The sequence below is a fragment of the Spirulina sp. CCY15215 genome (genome assembly GCF_016888125.1).
GTDB lineage: Bacteria > Cyanobacteriota > Cyanobacteriia > Cyanobacteriales > Spirulinaceae > CCY15215.
The window spans coordinates 57,414-79,026 of record NZ_JACSWA010000621.1; the positions used below are offsets into that span (position 1 = coordinate 57,414).

A 21,613-nucleotide genomic window follows, 5' to 3' on the forward strand; every position below is an offset into this window, starting at 1 on the left:
AATGGCAAAAAAAGTAGTTGCATTGGTTAAGTTGGCACTTCCTGCGGGAAAGGCTGCTGCTACCCCACCAGTTGGTCCCGCTTTGGGTCAACATGGTGTCAATATCATGGCATTTTGTAAGGAATACAATGCCAAAACTGCGGATAAAGTGGGAATGATTATTCCTGTGGAAATCTCTGTCTATGAAGATCGCAGTTTCACTTTCGTTCTCAAAACCCCTCCTGCTTCAGTTTTAATTAAAAAAGAAGCGGGAATTGAAAAGGGTGCGAGTCAACCCAATAAAGAAAAAGTGGGTTCTATTAGCCGCGAACAATTGCGGAAAATTGCTGAAGTAAAAATGCCCGATCTCAATGCGAATGATATTGATGCTGCCATGAAAATTGTGGCAGGAACAGCTAGAAATATGGGTGTTAGCATTACTGATTAAGGATGTTAATTTAACATTCCTGCATTAATGTTTTAGTGTCCTGTTTTAGCGCAATATTTCAGTTTCAATCTCGAATTTCAGATATTTTGCCACCTTATATTGGGGAGAGGCGATCGCTTCGTTAGAACCCAAGGAGTAAACCATGACCAAGAAGATTTCTCGTCGCTTGAAAGCAGCGATCGCGAAAGTAGAAGAAAGAGCTTATGAGCCATTGGAAGCCATCAGCCTGTTAAAAGAAACAGCAACGGCTAAGTTTGATGAAACTGCCGAAGCGCATATCCGCTTGGGAATCGATCCTAAATATACCGATCAGCAGTTGCGGACTACAGTGAGCTTTCCTAAAGGAACCGGGCAAACTATCCGGGTTGCGGTTATTGCTCGCGGGGAAAAAGTCAACGAAGCAACAGAAGCTGGAGCAGATTTGGCGGGATCGGAGGAATTAATCGAAGAAATACAGAAAGGGATGCTGGACTTCGATAAACTAATTTCTACCCCGGATATGATGCCGAAAGTGGCTAAATTAGGGCGCTTATTGGGTCCTCGCGGCTTGATGCCTTCCCCCAAAGCAGGAACCGTTACCACAGATTTAGGGGCGGCGATCGCCGAATTCAAAGCGGGAAAAATTGAATTTCGTGCCGATCGCACGGGCATCGTTCATGTTATGTTTGGAAAGACATCCTTTGCGCCAGAAGATTTGTTAGCAAATCTGAAAACACTACAGGAAACTGTCGATCGCAATCGTCCTTCCGGGGCAAAAGGTCGTTACTGGCGCAGTGTCTTTGTTTCCGCTTCGATGGGACCCTCAATTGAAGTAGACATTAGTACATTACGGGATTTAAAATTGTTGGAATAAGGTAGGCAATACCCCCTCGATCCAACTCAATAAAAATTCATCAAAGGCAAACCGAAGACCGCAGGAGCCATCAGGCTTAATCAATATCCTGCCGAGGCGAGTTAAATGATGGTAAGCAAATGGGATAGTTAATATCTTTAGTTCTTGCCGCATTTAGACCCCGACCTCGGCACCAGAGGCGGGGTTTGATTTTGGAGTTAATTATGAAAAGGAGGTGAAACTGAATGGGAAGAACCCGAGCGAATAAAGAAACGGTAATTGCCGATATTAAAGGACTTTTGAGCGAGGCTCAATTGGCTGTTGTCGTTGATTTCCAAGGGTTAACCGTTGCCGAAATTACCGATTTGCGCGATCGCCTGCGTCCTACGGGGGCAGTGTGTAAGGTGACTAAAAACACCTTAATGCGGATCGCCGTTGAGGAAAACGACGAATGGAAGCCGATGACAGAATTTCTGTCCGGTACCAACGCCTTTTTACTCGTTAAAGACGATATTGGCGGTGCTGTCCGCGCTTACCAAGACTTTAGAAAAGCGGCCAAGAAAAGCGAATTTCGCGGCGGTGTCATGCAGGGACGCGCCCTGAATGAAGAACAAGTCAAGGCGATCGCGGATCTACCTTCCAAGGAAGAACTCATGGCGCAAATTGCTGGAGCTATCAACTCCATTCCGACGCAATTGGCTGTGGGTATCAAGGAAGTGCCGTCTTCTCTGGCGCGGGGTATCAACGAAGTGCCGTCTTCTTTGGGTCGCGCAATTCACGCGATCGCCCAAAAAGAAGAGCAAGATGCAGCGTAAGCCAAATTTTGCTCGCAAACCAAGTTCGTTAAGCAAACGGACTCGAAATTTACAAGTTAATCTTTACTGACAAGGAGTTTACCAATGTCTGCTGCAACTGAAGAAATTCTCGAAAAGTTGAAATCTTTGACCTTACTCGAAGCCTCTGAATTAGTCAAAGGAATCGAAGAAGCCTTTGGCGTAAGTGCGGCTGCACCTGCTGGCGGTATGATGGTGGCAGCGATGCCTGGTGGCGGCGGTGCTGCTGCGGCTGCCGAACCCGAGGAAGAACAAACCGAATTTGATGTGGTCCTCACGGAATTCCCTGGGGATAAGAAAATTGCCGTTCTGAAAGTGGTTCGCGCTATTACTGGTTTGGGTCTGAAAGAAGCCAAAGAGGTTGTAGAATCGGTTCCCAAGGCACTCAAAGAAGGGATTACCAAAGATGAAGCTGAAGCCATCAAGAAACAGTTGGAAGAAACTGGCGCAAAAGTTGAAATCAAGTAATTTTTGGTTGGCTGCGATCGCCTAAGCGATTAAAGTGGGGATGGTACTTGCTACCATCCCTATTTTCTTGTAGGAAAATTAAGTATTTTTTTATAATTCTATCTTATCTAATTCTCCTAATATTTTCTGCATAAATTCTTCTGGATTTTGTGTAGGAAGTTCGCTCAACGCGACATATTCTTCTGGTGTATATTCGCCATCACTTTCCATTGCTTCTTGAATGAAATCTGATAAAATATTGGGATGTTCTAAAAGATCGCAAGCCATTTCATAAGCCGTTTTTCCTGTTGGTTCTGACTCCACTTTTGTTGCTAGGCAAAAGTTCAACAATTTTCCCAGATTACTCTCCGGGCGAATTGACATCAGAAAAGACATGGTTTGAGCGAGAACTTGTTTTTGCTTATCCATTTTTACTCCATTTTTTATTATATTTTTATAAAAGTTTGGCAAAATATTGAGTCATAATCGATCGCGGTACTTTTCCGACTAATGTTTTCTGTGTGTGGCGATCGCCATCTAAAAAGGTAAACTGAGGCACTCCTGTGACGCGATATTGTTGAATAATATCCACCCATTGAGGATCGTCAATATCGAGCATCACGAAATTGAATTTTTCTCCATACTCTGATTCTAGATTTTCCATTGTCAACGCCATTCCTTGACAAGTGGTACACCAGTTAGCATAAAATTCTAAAATTGTTGGTTGATTATTTTTCATGGCTAAATTGTAAGGAGTAGAACGTTCTGCCATATTTTTCATAGTCACTAAACCCGCTAAAGAAGAACTCGAAAAAAGTCCCGCTTTTGCTTCAGGAATGAATAATAAACTATTTAAAAATAAACAGAAGAGCAATGCGATCGCAATTTTTCTAAAGTTCAATAACATAGTTTGAGATAAATCAATAATGAATCAATGTTCCCTCACTGATAATAATAAGCGAGAAAAATATGAAAAACAAGCATGACGCAAAAGACAGCGACTAGAAAAATATGGGTATTCAGCCACCAAGCACGCATATTGCGAATGAGTGCAGCTTTAGAAATCAGGAAACGGCTCTTATGCACCTCTTTAGTATCTTGAGGTATCCACCCAAAATAACGCCGAGAAGACTCTAAAACCCCCGTTTCTGCAACAGCACCAACTAAAGCCGACAGCGTGACCCCAAAAAAGACCCAGAGAAATATCGCATTAAAATTTAAACCTCGCGATCCAATAGTATGAATAAGAGTCGTTCCTAAAAGCGCAATACCGAGAAAAATATGCAAACTGCGCCAAAATTGTAACGATCCTGGGAGTTTAATTTTAATCAGCCAACTTCGCCCTCGTTTGCGAGCCATTAAAAGCATTTCTAGGAAAACAAATAATAGAGAACTATACCCTGTAATTTGCTTATAAATTTCTCCTTGTAGAATCAGATGTAACTCAAAAGCGCGATCGCGGAGATTGGGCAAATAGTAGGGACTGAAAACAAAAGGAGCGAGCAGAATTGCTGCCAATAGGGTCAAAATAATTAAAGTTGAAAATTTTGGCTTCATTGCAAAATCTTGAGAACTTAATTTTGTTTTTGTTCGCGCGATCGTAGCATTAAGGGACGTTGCAGAAAACGTCCCTACAGAATTTACAGAAATTAGAGTCAAACCAATTGGGATTAAGTTCCTTCTACAGGTAAATTGATGACAATTCCCCCCATAACTTCTCCCATTTCAAATTGCTTATCAGGATAGCGTTCTTGGTGAACGGGATGGGTATTATGACAAGTAATGCAAGCCTCAGCTACTGCTTTGTCGGGATAGACCGCAGAGAAGTATTTCTGACTGCCAATTTCCTGATAATCTTTGTAAGGTTCTCCTGTTTCAACAACTTTTGCCATTGCTTCTTTTTCAAAGTCTGTTTTAGGGGCTTGGGAATCATTAATATTCCAAGGAGAAATTAAACCGTAAGTAAATGTTCCTTCTTCAGCCGCAATTTCCGAACCCAAACGAAACATCTGTGCGGGAAGAGGAATACCACCTGTTTCTTTCCAGGCTTCTGTTGCTTCTGCGGGGACAACTCCATCTTCTTTTGGTTTTCCTTCTAAGGTTTTCAAGCGGTTAACAACGTGCTTGGTATAAGCTGTTCTGTCTGCTAATAATACCGTGTGAATGTAATCGACAACCACTTCGGGATTAATGCCACTGCTACTCCCTTCCGCTTGGGGTGTAGGGCTACCTCCAGCACAGGCGATCGCGGTAAAACAAATTGCAGCTGCTAAGGTTAATAAAGCGATAGTTTTCGCTTTCAAGTTACGCAAAAAAGCAAACATTGTAGGTTCTCCTCTTCAATTAAAAAACTGTCTCGAAATACGCAATTTTGCGTAATTAATTCTCTGTCCCCGATCGCTTTTCCTCGAGAGCTTTGACCATCTCTAAAGTTTGTAAATATTGCGTCGGGGGCGCAGCAAAATTTGCCTCCACTAACTCATCATCAAAGATACTATTGTAGGAATATTCCATGCCGTGACAATTCATACAAACATCTTTGACCATGCGATCGCGAGGCAACAAATTGTAAGTATTGTTGTGGTTGACAAATATAGTTTTTGTCCCTTCAATTTTCTGTCGGGGTAAGTGACAAGTGGCACAAGTTACTAAATCTGCTGTAGGTTTGGGCAGCGATCGCCCTTGGTCAAATAATAAGCCGTGTTTTGACTTGACATAATTCAAGGAATGTGAATCATTATGACAAGTCAAACAGGAATCAACTGAAGCCGTAAAAGTGTTTGCAGAATGAACATCGTGACAGGTATTGCAGTTCATTTGGCGATCGCCTGCCGCTTCTTTCATCGGTAAACGTGCCATTGCTGGAGTTAGAGGGGACAGACCTTCTTGCAAGCGAATGCCATGTTTTCCTAACAAAAATGTTTCTACTTGTTGTTTGTGACAGCTTTGGCAACTTTCATGGTTTGGCGAAACAATTAATTGTTTAGTTTCCGGTTGTAGGTGGCAACTCGAGCAATTAACATCAGCAAAAGCATGAGCGCTATTTTGCCATAAAAGGTTAATTTCTTCGATATGTTTTTCCGTAAAGCTACCAGCATGGGCAGTGGGAGAAAAAAACAGTAAAGACCACCACAAAAATAAGCCCATGAAACAAACTATTAATTGTTTGGTTTTGCGACCTTTCATTCCTTCCCTCGACTGGCTAAATTAGCATTTTGAATCTCAAATTTTGCTTGCAAAAATTCTTGGTTCAAGTCTGGTTTAGGGGGTTTAGTCGGGCGATCGCCTTCTTTCAATACCGGAACTTCCGGTGTGGGCAATAATTGCGGTGCATTCATATTTTGCCGCAAAAATCCCGTTGAAATTGAGCGATGATCGTGAAAATTGTGACATCCCGCCGTCCAACAACCATCTGGTGCAAAACCATCGTGACTTGCTAATTCCCCCGTAATAATCTCCTCGTGACAGTTCATACACAAATCGGGTTTTAGATGAACGCCGCGAGCGAAAATATGTACGTGTTCCACATGACAAGCCGTGCAAGTTAAAACATCAATTCGGGTTAATAAATCAGCCCAACGGGGATCGCGAAACTTTTTCGGTCCGTGAGCATCTTCCGCCATTTCTGCTTCGTGACAGCGCAAACAAGTTTCATTGGTTACAGGACTAAATCCTTCATGACAAGAACTACAAGAAGCCTCAAAAAGAACGTGGCCAGGGGAAGTTGTACCAGGCAGAAAAATAGTGCGCCGATCCAAAGCAAAAGCGACAGAAAACCAAACAACAAGTAGCACAATAATTCCGAGAATGGCAAATTTAGATTGTAAAAATTGACTAGGCTTGAAAGCCCTACCGAACAGATTTGCCATCTTTCAAAAATTACAGCAATAGCAGCAAGAAAACGAGAATTCCTGCACCCACAAAAACCCCTCCAAATAAACCCCAATTTATTTCGCTTTCTGGCGAAACTAATGTTTGTGGTTCATTTATTTCGTTTTCTGGCAAAAATAATGTTTGTGGTTCATTTATTTCGTTTTCCGACGAAACTAATGTTTGTGGTTCATTTATTTCGCTTTCCGACGAAACTAATGTTTGTGGTTCATTTATTTCGCTTTCCGACGAAACTAATGTTTGTGGTTCATTTATTTCGCTTTCTGGCGAAACTAATGTTTGTGGTTCATTTATTTCGCTTTCTGGCGAAACTAATGTTTGTGGTTCGGGGCTAACATCAGGGGTTTTTAGCGTCACCTCCTCAGTAGAATAATCTGCCCCTTCTAGCATTAATTCAGTGATAACACCATAGGCTTTTACCCATGCCTGTTTAACTTCTTCTGTCCAATCTGTACCGAGATATTGCCCAAAAGTGGTCAAAAGAGCATTCCCAACCAGGGGATAATGTACTGGCAATGCACCGTATTTAACGTGCCTTGCACCTAATCCTTTTAATGCTTCGGTTAATTTGTCTGGGTTGCGTAGATTTTCGACAACTAAAACCAAAGAACCGAGGAGTTTTTTCTTTTGAGAAGCCATATCCGTACTACCAAATAAAGGTTTGGCTTCCGGATTAGTTGTAAAGAGATTTTCGTAAAAACTACTTACAAATTCATCGGCTTGGGGTTTGATTTTTTCAAAACTGGTTTCAAGTAGTTCTACTGCTAGTGGAGATTCTTCTTGAGGAGAATCTAAAGCAATTTCTTCAGTAGAATAGTCTGCTCCTGAAAGCATTAATTCAGTAATTGCTCCGTAGGCTTCCACCCATGCTTGTTTCACTTCCCCTGTCCAATTTTCACCGAGATATTGCTCAAAAGTGGTCAAGAGAGCATTCCCAACTAGGGGATAATGTTCTGGCAATGCACCATATTTAACGTGCTTTGCACCTAACCCTTTTAAGGCCTCACTCAATGTGTCTGGTTTGCGTAGGTTTTCGATAACCAAAACAAGAGAAGCGAGGAGTTTTTTCTTTTGAGAAGCCATATCCGTACTGCCAAATAAGGGTTTGGCTTCTGGATTAGCCGTAAACAGGTTTTCGTAAAAACTGCTCACGAATTCGTCAGCATTGGGCTTGATTTGCTCAAAACTTTGTTCTAGGGTTTCAATCTGTAATGACATGAGAATTTAGACTCCATTTAACACAATCATCTCATTTTAGGCAAAATTTATCTTGCAAAATCTATAAATTTTACAAAGTTATTTTGTCTTTTAAAATTGGAGATTGAGTTATGATGTTCGCGCGATCGCTGAAATGTATTTATAAGGGCTATATCAACTAATTTTCGTAACTTTTATTACAAAAAAAGGTATAGTATTACGTTTTTGCAATAAAAAAATGCGAGAATCGCATGAATAATATTCTCAGGGGTCTGAATATATAGAAAACGCGATCGCCTCTCTGATTTTTCAAGTATCATTTTAATGAGCGATCGCAAGTTATTTCTAGATAAATATGTTCCAGTCCCACGGGTTGACGGGAAATCGAATCTAAGGAAATGTTCTCAAAACAAGCAATAATTTCTGTCAATTCTAATACTTTTGGCAGCCAAAATGCCAAGCGTCCCCCATAATAGCGATGAGGAAATCCCAATTCTTGTCCTCGAGCGATCGCGCTATCCTCATCTTGGGTTTGTATGCTAACAATTTCTTTGGCTTTGACAAATCGGCGCAATTGTGAAATATTCCCTTCCGCTAAAAGTTGTCCCGATCGCAAAATAGCAAGGCGATCGCAGAGTTTTTCCGCTTCATCTAACAAATGCGTAGTTAATAAAATCGTCATTCCTTGCTGTTTTAATTGGCGAATTAACACCCATAAATCATACCGCGTTTCAATATCTAATCCTGTTGTCGGTTCGTCCAAAATCAGCAATTTGGGTTGATGTACCAAAGCGATCGCCAAATTTAACCGTCGCTTCATCCCTCCACTCAGGGTTTCTACAATACTATTGGCGCGATCGCTTAAATTCACAGCCGCTAAACTTGCAGAAATGCGATCGCGTTGTTGTTGACCTGTTAACCCATAGAGACGAGAAAAAAAGTGTAAATTTTCTCGACACGATAAACTTTTATAGAGTAAATTTTCCTGCGGTGCTACGCCGATAAGATATTTTGTTGCATTGGAAATGGGTAAACCATCTAGTAAAACAGTGCCGCGATCGGGTCGCAACAAATTGCATATAATATTCAAAGTTGTGGTTTTTCCTGCCCCATTAGAACCAAGAAGTCCATAAATTTCTCCAGTTTTAATTTCCAAACTTAAGTCTTGCAAAACCGGATTTTTATGATAAGATTTGCTCAAATTTTGAATACGCAACATTTCGATTATTAATTATCAATGAATTCTTACCAGCGTACTATTCATTTAGCGGATACAGACGCAGCCGGAGTGGTTTATTTTGCTAATATTTTTGTGCTGTGTCATGAAGCCTACGAGGAAGCATTAGCGCGATCGGGGATGAATCTTAAAGTTTTGGTCAGTCCTTCGGGAATTGCTCTTCCGATTGTACATAGTTCGGCAGATTTTTTGCGACCTTTGTTTTGTGGCGATCGCCTAGAAGTTCAACTCACTCCCAAACAACTAGGGGAGACAGAATTTGAGATTACCTATCAAGTATTATCTCTGACAACACCTCAAATAACCCTAGCACGAGTTATTACTCGTCATGTCTGTATTAATGCGGCAAATCGCCAGCGATCGCCCCTTCCTGAAGAGATTTTGCGATGGGTTAGTGGTTAGTGGTTAGTGGTGAATTATTTCTCTGAAAATGGGGAGGTAGCAAGCATTGCAAACCTCCCCTTCTTTGATTATTTTACGATTTTTTAAGCCATCTGATAAATATACTCTTTCACTTTACCCCGACGTTTACGGAGATGAGAGAGAGCCTGACTTTCAAGCTGGCGAACCCGTTCGCGACTAATATTGAGTTGTTTGCCAATTTTGGCTAAAGAGAGGGCTTTACCATCCTCTAAACCATAGCGTAGGGCAATAACATTACGCTGTTGGGGCGTTAATTCTGCCATCATATTCCCCAAATCTTGTCGCAAAGATTCTTGGGTTAAGTAAATATCGGGAGAGGCATTTTCATCTTCTAATAGTTCTGATAATTCTGTATCTTGGTTATCTCCTACTCGCATATCAAGGGAAATGGGTTGACGAGAAATACTCAAATATTCTCGAATTTGAGCGGTTTCTAAGCCTAATTCTTGCCCAATTTCTTTGGGTGTTGCGCTACGTCCCATTTTTTGCGAGATTTCTCTCTGAACTCGCTTGATTTTATTGAGTTTTTCGGTAATGTGAATCGGTAAGCGAATCGCACGAGATTGCTGGGCGATCGCGCGAGTAATAGCTTGACGAATCCACCAATAGGCATAGGTGGAAAATTTGTATCCTTTGGTGGGATCGAATTTTTCTACACCCCTTTCTAATCCTAGGGTTCCTTCTTGGATTAAATCCAAAAATTCCATATTGCGCTTTTGGTATTTCTTGGCGATCGCCACCACTAAACGCAAATTCGCTTCGATCATTTTTTGTTTGGCACGTCGCCCTTGATACAAGAGCTTCTCTAGTTCTTCTTCACTCAAATTGACTCGTGCTGCCCATTCTTTTCGAGTCGGTTGATGTTGCAATTCTTCTTGCAATGTTTCTTTTTCGTCCAACAATAACATCAATTGTTGAACTTGCTTTCCGTAGAGAATTTCTTGTTCGTGGGACAGTAGAGGAACTCGTCCAATTTCGCGCAAATAGGTGCGAACCATATCGGCAGAAATTGCTAGAGATTTAACTTTTGTGTCGAGTTTTGCGGTTGGCATCTTGCTTGTTATCACTCCTTAATCTTGGAAATGTATTCTGTTAGCCCGTTTTCCTCTGATGGGGAAATGCCCTGCAAAGTTCAGTTTGATTCTGGAGAAAAAAACAATCAGGCGGTTCTCTACTTTTTCCGATCGCGGGTTTTTACTCTTGCTTGTTAATAAAATTTCAACGGGGATTGTTAAGCGAAGTCATTATGACTTTTCTTTCAGTCTACTACATCTATAGACCCATGTAAAGAGGTAATTGTTCATTCTTTCTCGCCAGTAGGAAAATACTTGTATTACCATAATGGCTTGATTGGGGAGTGAAAGGAAGTGTAGATGAGGGCGGATCGCCGAACCCATTTAAGGTATAATGGAGTGGAGTTTCGGATATTCCATTCCACTACAGCGTTCTGAGGAGACATTCCGAACGCTTTTAGAAAAGTTTTAAAAAAATCTAGATAAAAATCTAGGTAAAATTGAGAAAGAAAAGTTGAAGAAATCACACTGACTGGCGCGATCGCAAACCTGAAAATGCCTAATCCAATACCTCCGATTACTCTTCCTCCCATCACAGATCACCAAAAGGAAGGGGAGTGGTTACTACAAACCTTACAGACTTGGCTCGATCACGAATTTCTTCCCGAACCTGTCAATCGAGAAATTGCTAGACGTGCATCTCAAATCTTCGTGCGTCAGCGTTTGGAGGGAGAAAACGATTTGGGGTCTTTGGTAATTGCGATCGTGACGGAAATGCAAGAGTTTGATTTTAGTCAGAGCTTTTATGGAGAGTTCGCTGTAGCCAATGCAGTCAGCGATCTGATCCTGGAGAGTTTGGGGATCGATCGCTGCTGTGGGGCATGATATAAATTTAGCTTAAACTTAGCTTAAATCTAGCTTAAATTTACCAACTGGATTTCACTACTCCAGGTAAAAGTCCTTCGTGAGCCCATTCCCGGATAACATGGCGGGAAAGACCAAAATCGCGGTAATACCCTCTAGGACGACCGGTAAGCCAGCAACGATTGCGAACGCGAATCTTAGAACTGTTTAAGGGTAAATTTTGTAATTGTCTTTGAACTTCCAGACGCTCTAAAGGAGTTTTTGCCTTTCTCACTTGTTCTTTGAGATCCGCTCGTTTAGCAGCGTATTTCTCAACTAATTTTTTGCGCTTTTTTTCGCGCTCGATCATGCTCTTCTTGGCCATGTTTGCCTAGGTTCGTAAATTTTTACAGTATTTTCTAGGATAGCATTTTTTCGATCGCGATCGTTTCCTCTCGACATTGAATTTCGATTGCGGTATAGTTGTTCTTATCGAGATTGAGGGAATGTCATTATGTCTGTTGAACTAATTCGCGAACAAGCGCCTCCAGATCGAGCGATCGACGAATTGACTCACCATCACCCTCCTACCGATTTACCCTATGACGACGGAGAACCCTTGGAAAGCAATCGCCACCGCATCGCTATGAATGTTTTAATCGACTCGATCCAGCAAGCCTATCAGGGACGAGATGATTATTATGCAGGCGGAAATATGTTTATGTATTACAGTAGCGCACAGGTCAAAAATAAAGATTTTCGCGGTCCTGATGTCTTTGTGACGTTAAATGTGGATGGGACTCGAGAGCGTCGCAGTTGGATTGTTTGGGAAGAAGAGGGACGTTATCCCGATACGATCGTAGAGTTAATGTCTCCCTCAACAGCAAGTGTGGATACAGGAGACAAAAAGCAACTTTACGAACAAACTTTCAGAACGCAGAATTATTTCGTTTACAATCCTTTCGATCGCGAATCCTTACAAGGTTGGCATTTAGGTGGCAATTTGCGCTATGAAGACCTAACACCGGATGAGCGAGGTTGGTTGTGGTGTGAAAGTTTGGGGTTATGGTTGGGAACTTGGGAAGGGACTCTGAGAAAAGAAACGGCAATTTGGTTGCGGGTTTACGATCGCTCTGGCAATTTAGTTTTATTACCTGAAGAAATTGCTCAACAGGAACGAGAAATTGCAGAACAAGAACGGGAAAGAGCAATTTTAGCTGAAGCCGATCGCGATCGCCAACGACAAGAAAAAGAACGTGCTGAGGCTATTGCAGAGGAAGAACGCAGAAAAAACAAAGCACTGCGCGATCGCCTGCAACAATTAGGAATCGATCCCGATGCGATCGGCTAATTCCCCTCAAAGAAATTGAGTCAGATCGAACTCTCCCGAGGGGACATCCTCCGCAAAACGTTCTGCATTGAGAAGTAATAATAATCGTTCTGTATAATCTACCGCACCCCTCAACTCCTCTTGCAGCAACGTCAATCCAGCGTTGGCATATTCTTCAAAAATTGTAATTCTCTCTGACTCGCTTTGGGGATTGTAAGCTGAGAGAATGGCCGGATCTTGGGTTTGCGCGATCGCAATGAGTTTGATAAGGCGATCGTAGCCGCGAGAAATAAAAATATCGAGTCCGATCGGTGCGGGTTCATTTTTAGAAGCAATGTCAATAGGAGTGCGTTTTTGCGCCTTAATTCCCAGCAGTGCAGCAAAAACCAACAGATCTGCATAAGTCTGAAAAGTCCCCTCGCGTCCCGATACCAGTGCTTGGACAAATTCAGATTTATCTTTTGAGACGCGGATTCTACTTGCACCCATTTCCAAGAAAAATGAACAACGATCGGCGATCGATAGGGATGAGGGAAAACGAATCTGTTAAACTGAAAAGTTGTGGTTTACAGAGACAAACTCTCAAACCGAATCCCCCTTGACCCGATATTGCCAAATTTTATCGAACTATAACCCTGATGAAACATACTATTTCTGTTTTAGTTGAAGACGAAGCAGGAGTTCTCGCTCGCATTGCTGGATTATTCGCCCGCCGAGGCTTTAATATTGAGAGTCTGGCTGTCGGTCCTGCCGAAAAAATGACCGTATCCCGCATTACGATGGTGGTATCCGGGGATGATAGCGTGATCGAACAAATCATCAAGCAACTTTATAAGCTCATTAGCGTTATCAAAGTACAGGACATCACTCAAACTCCTGCGGTTGAACGAGAGTTAATGTTAGTCAAGATTAATGCGACGACATCTAATCGCGCTGAGGCGATCGAAATCGTACAAGTGTTCCGCGCTCGCATTGTTGATATTTCTGAAGAGACATTAACTATTGAAGTAGTCGGCGATCCTGGGAAAATGGTGGCGATCGTGCAGATGCTCAACAAATTTGGGATTCGCGAAATTGCTCGCACGGGAAAAATTGCCCTAACGCGAGAATCTGGAGTCAATACTGAATATCTTAAGTCTTTAGAAGCGAAAGTCAGTTAAGAGGAGGGCGATCGCGCTATCCTATCCAATATATAAAAAAAGCAGGGACAATGAATAATCGTCCCTGCTTTGCTTGTGGCATGAAGGTTTTATTTAGTATGCTAAACCCATGCTGCGGGTGGTTTCTGCACCGAGATAAACTCGAATGCTTAGGAAGTCGGTCGGACAAGCCGTTTCGCATCGCTTACAACCCACACAGTCTTCTGTGCGAGGAGAGGAAGCGATTTGAGAGGCTTTACAACCATCCCAAGGCACCATTTCTAAAACGTCGAGAGGACAAGCTCGAACGCACTGAGTGCAGCCAATACAGGTGTCGTAAATTTTTACGCTATGAGACATTAGAACTATCCGCTCCTTAGCGAGGGTTTTCTTAACGAATTTTTACTCAAGGGTTAGTTTACCTCAGAGGTTAATCTCTACTGATAAAAGATGACAGAACCGTTAAATTCTGTAACAATTTATCGGAAGTGAAGGGGAAATCGCAACATTATGTTGGAAAACTCGGCTATTTCTGTCGGTTTCCCCCAATGGCAAGGAAATGCTCCTCGGAAGAAGATAAAGATGCGAGCGATCGCACTTATCTCTCTGGAGCATTGGAAAAATGTTACGAACCCAAAGATATTCCTACCCCGATTTAGCTTCTCTACGTCGCCAGATGAACCAATTGTATCGCGATGAGAGTGCCAATCATGGGCGCAATGACAGAGAAACTCCTTGGAGTCCTCCCGTTGAATTAGAGAACTTTAGCGATCGCCTTGTGTTGCGGGTTTTGCTTCCTGGGATCAGTTCTCAAGATATCGATATCAGTGTCCAAAGCAAAATGGTCACAATTCAGGGAAAACGTCCCTATCAACAAAAGGCCGACAGTCGAGGATTCTTTCAAGCAGAATTCCCCTATGGCGAATTTGAGCGCAAAATCCCTTTACCGTTAGCCGTCAGTCACGATGGTATTGAAGCGAGTTTCGCTGAGGGAATACTCACTTTGAATCTTTACAAACGGGAAGCACGAGAAAACCGTGCTGTTAAAGTCAATCTCAGCAAGACCCAAACGAGCGATCGCATTGTAAGCCAATCGGAGGCGATCGCGGATCCTTGGAATGATTAAGTTATCTAAACGGGAAACAAAATTAATAATGAAATTAATCTAATTTCCCGTTTATGCGTCCATTTAGCCCATAAACTTCGCGACTTCCCGCTAGGGTGACTAATTCGACTTCTTTTTCGTCTCCTGGTTCAAAACGGACTGCGGTTCCTGCGGGAATATTGAGACGCATTCCTTTGGTTGTCTCGCGATCGAAGTTCAATGCTGAATTAACCTCGTAAAAATGGAAATGGGAGCCAACTTGAATGGGTCGATCGCCGGAATTGCTCACATTGACGGTTAATGTCTCGCGTCCTTCATTTAACGCGATCGCCCCTTCTTCTACCAATAGTTCCCCTGGAATCATTTTTTTTAATTTGCAATTTTTCAATAACTAATTATCAACCATCAACTATCAACTATCAACTATCAACCATCAACTATCAACTACTTCGCGCACGCGATAGATGGGTCTTCCTTGGGATTCGTGGTAAGTTCTCATCAATAATTCGGCCAATAAGCCAAAACTAAATAACTGGACTCCCGCTAAAATCAGAATCGCTACGAGAATGAGGAGAGGGCGATCGCCAATTTGCTTTCCCAGTCCAAACTTGAGAAAGGTTAAATATCCCCCCAACACAGTTCCCAAAACTGTACAAATGATTCCCAATGAGCCAAAAACGTGCATGGGACGGGTGAGGAATTTTCTCATAAAGAAAACCGTGAACAAGTCCAAAACGACTCGAATCGTGCGTCCCAAACCATACTTACTGTGTCCATATTTACGGGCATGATGGCGCACGGGCAATTCTGCAATTCTGGCTCCTTCAATATAAGCTAAAGCAGGCAAGAAACGATGCAATTCCCCGTATAAGTTCATATCGGCGACTAACTCTGCCCGATAAGCCTTCAGAGAACAGCCGTAATCGTGAACTTTAACCCCCGTCATGCCCCCGATCAGCCAATTTGCAATCTTAGAGGGTAAAAGGCGAGTTAACGCATCATCTTGGCGATTTTTGCGCCACCCACTCACTAAATCGTAACCCTCCTCCAGTTTGGCTAATAAGAGGGGAATATCTGCCGGATCGTTCTGTAAATCTCCATCTAGGGTCACGATCGCCCGTCCCCTCGCATAGTTAAATCCAGCCGCCATTGCGGGAGTTTGTCCATAATTGCGCCGTAGCAATACTCCACGCAAATAAGGTTCTTTTTGCGCCAATTCCTTCAATAATTGCGTAGATCCATCCGTGGAACCATCATCAATACAGAGAATTTCATAACTCAACCCTGTCTCTTGCAATACTACATTAATCGCTGCAATCAACTCGGGTAAACTCTCTACCTCGTTGTACAGAGGAATTGCTACCGAAACATCTAAATCGGTAATAGGCAATCGTTCATCAATCAGGGATAATTGTTCCTTGTTCATTGTTTAATTAACCATGCGATCGCTGCACCAATTGCTTCTGCTGAAGTTCCAATCAGGCGATAGACGGCGATCGCCATGACAAACTCTCCTTGTAATAAGGCGATCGCCGTCCCCTCAAATACGCCAATTCCTCCTGGTGCCCCTGGAACAATCATTCCTAATAACCAAGCAAAAATAAACACGCCGAATAACTGAGGAACCTGCTCAAATTTTAAAGGATATAGTGCCAAGACAACCATTAAAAAACCACTTCCGCGCAAACCCAGAAAGATGAATTCCCCCAAAAGAGGCAAAACAGGATAGTTTTGTACTTGTGGGATTGATTTTTTGGTTGCAATGTGTTTGTTTTTTCCTTTGAGTTTGCCCGCGATCGCCAAAGCAGGATTGAGAAAAATGGGATGAATTCCCACTAATACCCCTCCTAAAAAAAGCAATTGCCAACCGAGGTTAAACTGAGGATAACTCAATAAAGCCCAGATAATCGCCGCCGCCGCCATGAGTAGTGACTCGAGTAGGATGCTAATTGTTGCGATCGCCAAGGAAATTTTCTCTTTTTCGGCTGCGCGAATGCGTCCATAAAAATGCCAAATATTACCGGGAATATATTTAGCAATATTTGTCGTCAGATAGACGCGAATGCTCCATTCTGGGGCAACGGGATGCTTTAAAAATGATAAAATCCAACCCCATACCCATCCCGTCCAACAATGTGCTAGAAGTGTCACTAGCAAGGCGATCGCTAAATAACCCCAATCTATATTTTCAATACTTGTCGCTGTCACATTCTGCCAATGAACTCGCAAAGTTTTCGCAACAAAAAAGCAAATTCCCGCCAAAATTGCCCAGCGTAAAAAGGGTTTGAGAGAAGAAATAACGGATTTGAGGGAAAATTTCATCGTGCTGCGAGAATCGACAAAGACAAAAGCACTTTTTGATTATTGAAGTTATTTTTTTGGAGTTATAGCTCGTCTTTTGATCTATGATAGAGCAAAATTATCTGATCCTCATCCTTTTTTTCAATACAATTGTTCTTAAAACGATTTTTTCAATCCAGAGAATTAGGATATCGTGTAGTGATTGGGAAAATACTCTTCTCAAGGAAATGATAGTCAAAATTAAAATCACTGTTTATCAACTATTATCTAAAGCTAAATCAAAAGGGATTTTGATATTTATAATTCTGGGTATTTCGACTTTTTTGTGTTTTTGTAAAATTAACTATAGAGGTTTGTGGATTGATGAGTTTATTAGTATTAGAGATGCCCAAAATCTTGGCTTCAAAAAAGGAAGGCTTTTATATTATGTTCTTTTGAATCCTTGGATGAATATCTCTAAACATGATATTTGGCTGAGAAGTCTTTCAGTTATCTTTGCTTTAGCAAGTGTTTATGCTATTTATCGGTTAGCTCAACAACTATTCGATCAAAAAACTGCATTACTATCTTCTTTGTTTCTGAGTATATCTCCTATTTTTGTCAATCATACACAAGAAGTTAGATATTACATCTTGAGCGTATTTTTTGGAATTATTGGAGCAATTTATTTTTGTAAATATCTCTATCAAGATAATAGAAAACAGCAAAATATTAGTCGGTATGCTTGGATATTAGCTAGGGTTCTCGCTTGTTTTACAACACCTTTAAATCTCGTCTTTGTTCTTTCTGATTTCTTTATTTTCATTATTTATTTTATTACTCGAAAAAGAAGATTAACATATCAAAATATATCTAAACTTACGTCAGATTACTCACTGATTGCATTGGCTATTTTTCCCGTTGCTGTATCCGTTTATATAGACGTTAACTCTCATAAATTAACCCCGCCAATTCCAGGATTAACAGATGTTTTAAGACAAGTCAGAATTTTGACAGTTTATGCTCATCCACCCTCATCAAAACTTACAGCATTGTTGCTACAATTTATTGTTTTGATGATTTTGGCGATTTGGGCTTTTTCTTTATGGCGAAGTAGGAATCGGAAATATGTTATCTTGATTGCAATTTGGGCATTTTTGCCAATCTTTATCGTCTTTGTGTTTTCACACGCATTTTACTCGATTTGGATAAGTCGCTATATTATGTCGAGTTTGCCCTACTTTATGATTCTACTGTCTTTAGGATTGATTGAACTTGCAAAAAAATTCCGCATACTAGCAATTGTAATGTTGGGATTTTATCTGTTTGCATCAGGAGCAGGTCTAATGAAATACTACAATACAAAAAATAGATATATTGGTGCTTCCGATCGCTATCGGGATATTGCTCACTATATTTGCAGCGATCGCCACAGAGGAGATATCCTTGTTTGGTCGATTATTCATAAAATGACTCTGCCTTTTACACATTACTGCGATCGAGATTTATCAATTTATCCACAAAACTTACCCAATAAATCTTCAGATAGTAAAGAATTAGCCGCTTGGGTGGATTCGATACCAACAACAAAAGTACCAATTTGGCTCGTTTATGGTCAAAAGTCCAAACCTCTTTTAGAACCTCTGCAAAAAAAATTCACTATTGAGGAACATAAAGAATTTGATGGATTTAGTGTTTTTGTACTTCAGAAGAAGCGGTAGGGATAAAATATTGAGACAAAAACGATCGAGGGAATCCTGTCTTGGGGTTTTTTCGCGATTTCCGTATGATAGATAAGGGGATAATATCAGGGTGAGTGCTTTTCAGACTGAAATAGAGTGACGATTGTGGAGTAGAATTATGAAAACGCTGATTATTACCGATGAATCCGTCAATCTGGCCTCGCTCGATCGCGCTTTGCGATCGCGTCATCACGAGTTATTTTTGCTCAACCGCGCCACGGTAGAAGAGAATTTGTCTCATCCTCTCTATTCCTTGATTTTTATCGCTTTATCTAATCCTCTTGAACAAGGATTACCACTCTGTCGATTCCTCAAGCACAAATTTTCTAGTTCTACTATTATTCTCTGTGTAGAAGAAATTAATAATGAGATATTACAAGAATTTCTGGGAGTTGGGATTCATGATTACTTAAATCTTCCTTTGAGCGATCAGGAATTAAATTTACGTTTATCAGTAATTGAAAAACAAATTGAGGAAAATATAGCAAGAAACACTAAAGCGAGAACCGCTAATGGCTTCAGAACAGCAGCACTACAACAATTTCCCTATATAGTCAGTCATCATCTGAGACAAACTTTAATTCAAATCAAAAAACAATTAAATGAACTCCTGATTCAACCCAGGGAAATTCCTTTTGATATTGAAACAAAAGCATATCTTGGACAACTCCTAGAACGCACTCGATTAATGCACCAATTAATTAGCGAAGTCTTAATCGATCATAACCAAAACTTAAAACAAGGTATTTCAGAATCACCCATTTCCCATCAAGATTATTTACTGGTCGATCGCAATTTCATTATTCAAGAACATTCGGATGGTATTAATCGCTATGCAGAACAAGATATTGTTATTTTTAAAGGGGAAGATGTGCGAACGAGTTTTCCAGAATTAACGGGAAGCGAAGAAACTTTAACCAAAGTTATTCAGGCTGAAATTAACAATTTTGGAATACCTGGAATTGCCAGAGTTGCTGAACGAAATTCTCCCTTATATTTTGATATTTATGTCACCAAGTATATGGGAGATTTTCTGGAGAATCCTTATCTGATTATTCTTTTAAATGATGCCACAGATCGAATGATTTTTCAACAAAAATTAGTTCAATCTGCCAATGAAGCGGAATTATTATTAAGGAGACTTAGGGGGATTAATGATTATATTGATAAAATCATTAATTCTATGGCTGATGCTCTTATTGTAACAACGCAGGCAGGAATTATTAAAAAAGTTAATCGAGCAACAAAAGAACTATTTGGCTATAGCGAACGAGAATTACTCGATCGCCCCTTGACAAAACTCCTGTGCGATGGTGAGTTATTAAGTCAAGTTAAAGATATTAATGTCAAACCTCGAGTCGAAATTGCTTGTCTTCGTAAAACAGGAGAAAAAATAGCTGTTGCTTTTTCCTGTGGATCGATTCAAACCGTAGACGATCGCCCAGAATATGTTTATGTTGGTCGAGATATCACCGAACAAAAAAAAGCAGAAGCAAGAATTCGCAAACTTTATGCGTCTCTACAAGAGAAAACCATAGAATTACAGAATGTTAATGAAGAACTAGAATCATTCTCTCGAACTGTTTCCCACGATTTGAGAACGCCGATTTCTCACATTGAGTTTTTTAATCAAATGCTGCTTGAAGAGTATGGAGACAAATTAGATGAAGAAGGCAAAGATTATATTCAGCAGATTGAAAAATCCTGTCAAAGGATGAAACGCTTAATTGAAGATTTATTGCAACTCTCTCGTATTACTAAAAGCGATCTTCCCTTAACCGAGGTCAATTTAAGCCAAATGGCAAAAAATGTTCTTGACTCTTTAAGAGTTAATATGCCTCATCGCCAAGCAGAATTTAATATTTGTCCCGATTTAATCGTTCAAGCAAATGAACCACTTCTACACATTGTTTTGGATAATCTGTTGGGAAATGCGTGGAAATATACGAGTAAGCGCGAAGTTACAAAAATAGAATTAGGGGTGAGTATTCCGCCGTTACTCAATTCGGAAAAGTCAAATTCAAGAGAACCTTTTGTGTATTATATTCGCGATAATGGTGCGGGATTTAATATGGATCATGCTGCCAAATTGTTTCGTGCTTTTGAACGTCTCCATTCTCCAACCGAGTTTGAGGGAACGGGGATTGGTTTAACAACTGTTCAGCGTATTATTCAACGGCATGGGGGCAAAATTTGGGCGGAAGGGGAAGTCAATCTCGGTTCAACATTTTATTTTACATTAAATAGCGATTCGGTCATTGAAACTAGCGATTGAGGTCTTGAATGAAGGAAAAAAGATGTTGGTGAAATGCTTCTGTTGCTTTCATGTAACAAGCATGACCGGCATTTTCGAGGATTACTTTTTTGGCCTGCGGGATAAGTTCGACGAGAAGATCTGCTAATTTTGGTGAAACGAGATGATCGTTGCTTCCCCAGATGGCTAAAACAGGCAGTTTAATGCCGGCGATCGCGTCTTGATAGCGATTAATACCAACGGGGGCAACGGCAACGAATCCTCGCAATTTTTCGGCAGACTGGGTAATGAATGGCAAACTGTATCCACCACTCATGGAAGGAGACACAAGCACAGGGCGATCGCATTCAATACCCGCCAGTAATTGCCCGAGGAATTCTTCTCGGGGAAAATTGATGCTTTGGGAAGCCCCATATCCTGGCACATCGATCGCGATCGCCCGATAACCGCGATCGGCAAAATAAGCTAAAGTGCCAATCTCTTGCCAAGTATGTGCGGTAAAACTCGCACCGTGTAAAAATAAAATGGTGGGGGAACTTATGTCTCCTATTTCTAAATAATGAATCGTCGAACCTCGAATTTCTAAAATGTGCGATGCAATGACGGGGGGCATGGTTTTA

General features: G+C 41.1%; 27 protein-coding genes and 1 other annotated feature. Of the genes, 11 read left to right on the forward strand and 16 right to left on the reverse strand.

The window, feature by feature from the left end; genetic code table 11:
- Position 1 precedes the first annotated feature (1 nt).
- The 4 genes from rplK (at position 2) to rplL (ending at position 2,560) form a co-directional block, all read left to right on the forward strand.
- Positions 2 to 427, forward strand: a complete 426-nt coding sequence (rplK, locus tag JUI58_RS26145) for a 50S ribosomal protein L11 (protein WP_204106797.1) — start codon at positions 2 to 4, stop codon at positions 425 to 427.
- A 142-nt stretch (positions 428 to 569) separates the two neighbouring features.
- On the forward strand, positions 570 to 1,280 hold the full coding sequence (rplA, locus tag JUI58_RS26150) for a 50S ribosomal protein L1 (protein ID WP_204106798.1): 711 nt from the start codon (positions 570 to 572) through the stop codon (positions 1,278 to 1,280).
- A 33-nt stretch (positions 1,281 to 1,313) separates the two neighbouring features.
- Positions 1,314 to 1,480: a sequence feature (ribosomal protein L10 leader region), on the forward strand.
- A gap of 24 nt (positions 1,481 to 1,504) precedes the next feature.
- A complete protein-coding gene (gene rplJ / locus JUI58_RS26155) occupies positions 1,505 to 2,074 on the forward strand; it encodes a 50S ribosomal protein L10 (protein ID WP_204106799.1) in 570 nt (189 codons plus the stop codon).
- A gap of 84 nt (positions 2,075 to 2,158) precedes the next feature.
- Positions 2,159 to 2,560 carry a 50S ribosomal protein L7/L12 gene (rplL, locus tag JUI58_RS26160; RefSeq protein WP_204106800.1) on the forward strand — a complete coding sequence of 134 codons (402 nt, stop codon included), beginning with the start codon at positions 2,159 to 2,161 and terminating at the stop codon, positions 2,558 to 2,560.
- A 90-nt stretch (positions 2,561 to 2,650) separates the two neighbouring features.
- Here the strand turns inward: rplL and JUI58_RS26165 are convergent, their stop codons facing one another.
- The 8 genes from JUI58_RS26165 to JUI58_RS26200 all read right to left on the reverse strand — a co-directional run bounded on the left by JUI58_RS26165 (position 2,651) and on the right by JUI58_RS26200 (position 8,846).
- Positions 2,651 to 2,968: a hypothetical protein gene (locus JUI58_RS26165; protein WP_204106801.1), complete on the reverse strand. Its 318-nt coding sequence runs from the start codon at positions 2,966 to 2,968 to the stop codon at positions 2,651 to 2,653.
- Positions 2,969 to 2,993: 25 nt separating this feature from the next.
- Positions 2,994 to 3,446, reverse strand: coding sequence for a thioredoxin domain-containing protein (locus JUI58_RS26170; RefSeq protein WP_204106802.1), 453 nt, complete (start codon positions 3,444 to 3,446; stop codon positions 2,994 to 2,996).
- A gap of 35 nt (positions 3,447 to 3,481) precedes the next feature.
- The gene (locus JUI58_RS26175; RefSeq protein WP_204106803.1) at positions 3,482 to 4,096 is read right to left on the reverse strand and encodes a hypothetical protein; all 615 of its coding nucleotides are present in this window, start codon (positions 4,094 to 4,096) and stop codon (positions 3,482 to 3,484) included.
- 113 nt (positions 4,097 to 4,209) lie between these two features.
- Positions 4,210 to 4,863 (reverse strand): DUF3365 domain-containing protein, encoded by a 654-nt coding sequence (locus tag JUI58_RS26180; protein ID WP_204106804.1) that lies wholly within the window; start codon positions 4,861 to 4,863, stop codon positions 4,210 to 4,212.
- Positions 4,864 to 4,918: 55 nt separating this feature from the next.
- Positions 4,919 to 5,725, reverse strand: a complete 807-nt coding sequence (locus JUI58_RS26185) for a cytochrome c3 family protein (RefSeq protein ID WP_204106805.1) — start codon at positions 5,723 to 5,725, stop codon at positions 4,919 to 4,921.
- Complete coding sequence (locus JUI58_RS26190) at positions 5,722 to 6,408, reverse strand: cytochrome c3 family protein (RefSeq protein ID WP_204106806.1); 687 nt, start codon at positions 6,406 to 6,408, stop codon at positions 5,722 to 5,724. Before JUI58_RS26190 ends, JUI58_RS26185 begins: the two co-directional genes overlap by 4 nt.
- Positions 6,409 to 6,418: 10 nt before the next feature.
- Positions 6,419 to 7,648 carry a globin family protein gene (locus tag JUI58_RS26195; RefSeq protein WP_204106807.1) on the reverse strand — a complete coding sequence of 410 codons (1,230 nt, stop codon included), beginning with the start codon at positions 7,646 to 7,648 and terminating at the stop codon, positions 6,419 to 6,421.
- Between the two features lie 295 nt (positions 7,649 to 7,943).
- The gene (locus JUI58_RS26200; protein ID WP_204106808.1) at positions 7,944 to 8,846 is read right to left on the reverse strand and encodes an ABC transporter ATP-binding protein; all 903 of its coding nucleotides are present in this window, start codon (positions 8,844 to 8,846) and stop codon (positions 7,944 to 7,946) included.
- Between the two features lie 18 nt (positions 8,847 to 8,864).
- Between JUI58_RS26200 and JUI58_RS26205 the strand changes: the two genes are divergently transcribed.
- The gene (locus JUI58_RS26205; RefSeq protein ID WP_204106809.1) at positions 8,865 to 9,266 is read left to right on the forward strand and encodes a thioesterase family protein; all 402 of its coding nucleotides are present in this window, start codon (positions 8,865 to 8,867) and stop codon (positions 9,264 to 9,266) included.
- 83 nt (positions 9,267 to 9,349) lie between these two features.
- Here the strand turns inward: JUI58_RS26205 and JUI58_RS26210 are convergent, their stop codons facing one another.
- Positions 9,350 to 10,339, reverse strand: coding sequence for an RNA polymerase sigma factor, RpoD/SigA family (locus JUI58_RS26210; RefSeq protein WP_204106810.1), 990 nt, complete (start codon positions 10,337 to 10,339; stop codon positions 9,350 to 9,352).
- 516 nt (positions 10,340 to 10,855) lie between these two features.
- On the opposite strand from JUI58_RS26210, the gene JUI58_RS26215 reads away from it, so the two are divergent.
- Complete coding sequence (locus tag JUI58_RS26215) at positions 10,856 to 11,185, forward strand: hypothetical protein (RefSeq protein ID WP_204106811.1); 330 nt, start codon at positions 10,856 to 10,858, stop codon at positions 11,183 to 11,185.
- Between the two features lie 40 nt (positions 11,186 to 11,225).
- On the opposite strand, the gene rpsN is transcribed toward JUI58_RS26215, so the two are convergent.
- A complete protein-coding gene (gene rpsN / locus JUI58_RS26220) occupies positions 11,226 to 11,528 on the reverse strand; it encodes a 30S ribosomal protein S14 (RefSeq protein ID WP_204106812.1) in 303 nt (100 codons plus the stop codon).
- A gap of 129 nt (positions 11,529 to 11,657) precedes the next feature.
- Between rpsN and JUI58_RS26225 the strand changes: the two genes are divergently transcribed.
- On the forward strand, positions 11,658 to 12,494 hold the full coding sequence (locus tag JUI58_RS26225; protein WP_204106813.1) for a Uma2 family endonuclease: 837 nt from the start codon (positions 11,658 to 11,660) through the stop codon (positions 12,492 to 12,494).
- Between the two features lie 6 nt (positions 12,495 to 12,500).
- Here the strand turns inward: JUI58_RS26225 and JUI58_RS26230 are convergent, their stop codons facing one another.
- Entirely contained in the window at positions 12,501 to 12,962 is a 462-nt protein-coding gene (locus JUI58_RS26230) for a DNA phosphorothioation-associated protein 4 (protein ID WP_204106814.1), read from the reverse strand.
- 149 nt (positions 12,963 to 13,111) lie between these two features.
- On the opposite strand from JUI58_RS26230, the gene ilvN reads away from it, so the two are divergent.
- A complete protein-coding gene (ilvN, locus tag JUI58_RS26235) occupies positions 13,112 to 13,633 on the forward strand; it encodes an acetolactate synthase small subunit (protein WP_204106815.1) in 522 nt (173 codons plus the stop codon).
- A 93-nt stretch (positions 13,634 to 13,726) separates the two neighbouring features.
- Here the strand turns inward: ilvN and psaC are convergent, their stop codons facing one another.
- On the reverse strand, positions 13,727 to 13,972 hold the full coding sequence (psaC, locus tag JUI58_RS26240) for a photosystem I iron-sulfur center protein PsaC (protein WP_204106816.1): 246 nt from the start codon (positions 13,970 to 13,972) through the stop codon (positions 13,727 to 13,729).
- A gap of 262 nt (positions 13,973 to 14,234) precedes the next feature.
- Here psaC and JUI58_RS26245 point away from each other — a divergent pair, with 262 nt between their 5' ends.
- Positions 14,235 to 14,738, forward strand: coding sequence for an Hsp20/alpha crystallin family protein (locus JUI58_RS26245; protein ID WP_204106817.1), 504 nt, complete (start codon positions 14,235 to 14,237; stop codon positions 14,736 to 14,738).
- Between the two features lie 34 nt (positions 14,739 to 14,772).
- On the opposite strand, the gene JUI58_RS26250 is transcribed toward JUI58_RS26245, so the two are convergent.
- The 3 genes from JUI58_RS26250 to JUI58_RS26260 all read right to left on the reverse strand — a co-directional run bounded on the left by JUI58_RS26250 (position 14,773) and on the right by JUI58_RS26260 (position 17,039).
- The gene (locus JUI58_RS26250; protein WP_204106818.1) at positions 14,773 to 15,081 is read right to left on the reverse strand and encodes an urease subunit beta; all 309 of its coding nucleotides are present in this window, start codon (positions 15,079 to 15,081) and stop codon (positions 14,773 to 14,775) included.
- A 69-nt stretch (positions 15,082 to 15,150) separates the two neighbouring features.
- Positions 15,151 to 16,143 (reverse strand): glycosyltransferase family 2 protein, encoded by a 993-nt coding sequence (locus JUI58_RS26255; RefSeq protein ID WP_204106819.1) that lies wholly within the window; start codon positions 16,141 to 16,143, stop codon positions 15,151 to 15,153.
- Positions 16,140 to 17,039 carry a lysylphosphatidylglycerol synthase domain-containing protein gene (locus JUI58_RS26260; protein ID WP_204106820.1) on the reverse strand — a complete coding sequence of 300 codons (900 nt, stop codon included), beginning with the start codon at positions 17,037 to 17,039 and terminating at the stop codon, positions 16,140 to 16,142. The genes JUI58_RS26255 and JUI58_RS26260 overlap by 4 nt, the downstream gene beginning before the upstream one ends.
- A 206-nt stretch (positions 17,040 to 17,245) precedes the next feature.
- Between JUI58_RS26260 and JUI58_RS26265 the strand changes: the two genes are divergently transcribed.
- Together JUI58_RS26265 and JUI58_RS26270 are read left to right on the forward strand one after the other, a co-directional pair.
- Positions 17,246 to 18,718, forward strand: coding sequence for a glycosyltransferase family 39 protein (locus JUI58_RS26265; protein ID WP_204106821.1), 1,473 nt, complete (start codon positions 17,246 to 17,248; stop codon positions 18,716 to 18,718).
- A 139-nt stretch (positions 18,719 to 18,857) separates the two neighbouring features.
- A complete protein-coding gene (locus JUI58_RS26270) occupies positions 18,858 to 21,014 on the forward strand; it encodes a histidine kinase dimerization/phospho-acceptor domain-containing protein (protein WP_204106822.1) in 2,157 nt (718 codons plus the stop codon).
- Here the strand turns inward: JUI58_RS26270 and JUI58_RS26275 are convergent.
- Entirely contained in the window at positions 21,004 to 21,606 is a 603-nt protein-coding gene (locus JUI58_RS26275; RefSeq protein WP_204106823.1) for an alpha/beta hydrolase, read from the reverse strand. The genes JUI58_RS26270 and JUI58_RS26275 overlap by 11 nt on opposite strands.
- Positions 21,607 to 21,613 lie beyond the last annotated feature (7 nt).

Excerpts from the sequence above, each read along its gene's own strand:
- rplK (WP_204106797.1), top strand. The coding sequence starts at position 2 with ATGGCAAAAAAAGTAGTTGCATTGGTTAAGTTGGCACTTCCTGCGGGA.
- rplA (WP_204106798.1), top strand. The coding sequence starts at position 570 with ATGACCAAGAAGATTTCTCGTCGCTTGAAAGCAGCGATCGCGAAAGTA.
- rplJ (WP_204106799.1), top strand. The coding sequence starts at position 1,505 with ATGGGAAGAACCCGAGCGAATAAAGAAACGGTAATTGCCGATATTAAA.
- rplL (WP_204106800.1), top strand. The coding sequence starts at position 2,159 with ATGTCTGCTGCAACTGAAGAAATTCTCGAAAAGTTGAAATCTTTGACC.
- JUI58_RS26165 (WP_204106801.1), bottom strand. The coding sequence starts at position 2,968 with ATGGATAAGCAAAAACAAGTTCTCGCTCAAACCATGTCTTTTCTGATG.
- JUI58_RS26170 (WP_204106802.1), bottom strand. The coding sequence starts at position 3,446 with ATGTTATTGAACTTTAGAAAAATTGCGATCGCATTGCTCTTCTGTTTA.
- JUI58_RS26175 (WP_204106803.1), bottom strand. The coding sequence starts at position 4,096 with ATGAAGCCAAAATTTTCAACTTTAATTATTTTGACCCTATTGGCAGCA.
- JUI58_RS26180 (WP_204106804.1), bottom strand. The coding sequence starts at position 4,863 with ATGTTTGCTTTTTTGCGTAACTTGAAAGCGAAAACTATCGCTTTATTA.
- JUI58_RS26185 (WP_204106805.1), bottom strand. The coding sequence starts at position 5,725 with ATGAAAGGTCGCAAAACCAAACAATTAATAGTTTGTTTCATGGGCTTA.
- JUI58_RS26190 (WP_204106806.1), bottom strand. The coding sequence starts at position 6,408 with ATGGCAAATCTGTTCGGTAGGGCTTTCAAGCCTAGTCAATTTTTACAA.
- JUI58_RS26195 (WP_204106807.1), bottom strand. The coding sequence starts at position 7,648 with ATGTCATTACAGATTGAAACCCTAGAACAAAGTTTTGAGCAAATCAAG.
- JUI58_RS26200 (WP_204106808.1), bottom strand. The coding sequence starts at position 8,846 with ATGTTGCGTATTCAAAATTTGAGCAAATCTTATCATAAAAATCCGGTT.
- JUI58_RS26205 (WP_204106809.1), top strand. The coding sequence starts at position 8,865 with ATGAATTCTTACCAGCGTACTATTCATTTAGCGGATACAGACGCAGCC.
- JUI58_RS26210 (WP_204106810.1), bottom strand. The coding sequence starts at position 10,339 with ATGCCAACCGCAAAACTCGACACAAAAGTTAAATCTCTAGCAATTTCT.
- JUI58_RS26215 (WP_204106811.1), top strand. The coding sequence starts at position 10,856 with ATGCCTAATCCAATACCTCCGATTACTCTTCCTCCCATCACAGATCAC.
- rpsN (WP_204106812.1), bottom strand. The coding sequence starts at position 11,528 with ATGGCCAAGAAGAGCATGATCGAGCGCGAAAAAAAGCGCAAAAAATTA.
- JUI58_RS26225 (WP_204106813.1), top strand. The coding sequence starts at position 11,658 with ATGTCTGTTGAACTAATTCGCGAACAAGCGCCTCCAGATCGAGCGATC.
- JUI58_RS26230 (WP_204106814.1), bottom strand. The coding sequence starts at position 12,962 with ATGGGTGCAAGTAGAATCCGCGTCTCAAAAGATAAATCTGAATTTGTC.
- ilvN (WP_204106815.1), top strand. The coding sequence starts at position 13,112 with ATGAAACATACTATTTCTGTTTTAGTTGAAGACGAAGCAGGAGTTCTC.
- psaC (WP_204106816.1), bottom strand. The coding sequence starts at position 13,972 with ATGTCTCATAGCGTAAAAATTTACGACACCTGTATTGGCTGCACTCAG.
- JUI58_RS26245 (WP_204106817.1), top strand. The coding sequence starts at position 14,235 with ATGTTACGAACCCAAAGATATTCCTACCCCGATTTAGCTTCTCTACGT.
- JUI58_RS26250 (WP_204106818.1), bottom strand. The coding sequence starts at position 15,081 with ATGATTCCAGGGGAACTATTGGTAGAAGAAGGGGCGATCGCGTTAAAT.
- JUI58_RS26255 (WP_204106819.1), bottom strand. The coding sequence starts at position 16,143 with ATGAACAAGGAACAATTATCCCTGATTGATGAACGATTGCCTATTACC.
- JUI58_RS26260 (WP_204106820.1), bottom strand. The coding sequence starts at position 17,039 with ATGAAATTTTCCCTCAAATCCGTTATTTCTTCTCTCAAACCCTTTTTA.
- JUI58_RS26265 (WP_204106821.1), top strand. The coding sequence starts at position 17,246 with ATGATAGTCAAAATTAAAATCACTGTTTATCAACTATTATCTAAAGCT.
- JUI58_RS26270 (WP_204106822.1), top strand. The coding sequence starts at position 18,858 with ATGAAAACGCTGATTATTACCGATGAATCCGTCAATCTGGCCTCGCTC.
- JUI58_RS26275 (WP_204106823.1), bottom strand. The coding sequence starts at position 21,606 with ATGCCCCCCGTCATTGCATCGCACATTTTAGAAATTCGAGGTTCGACG.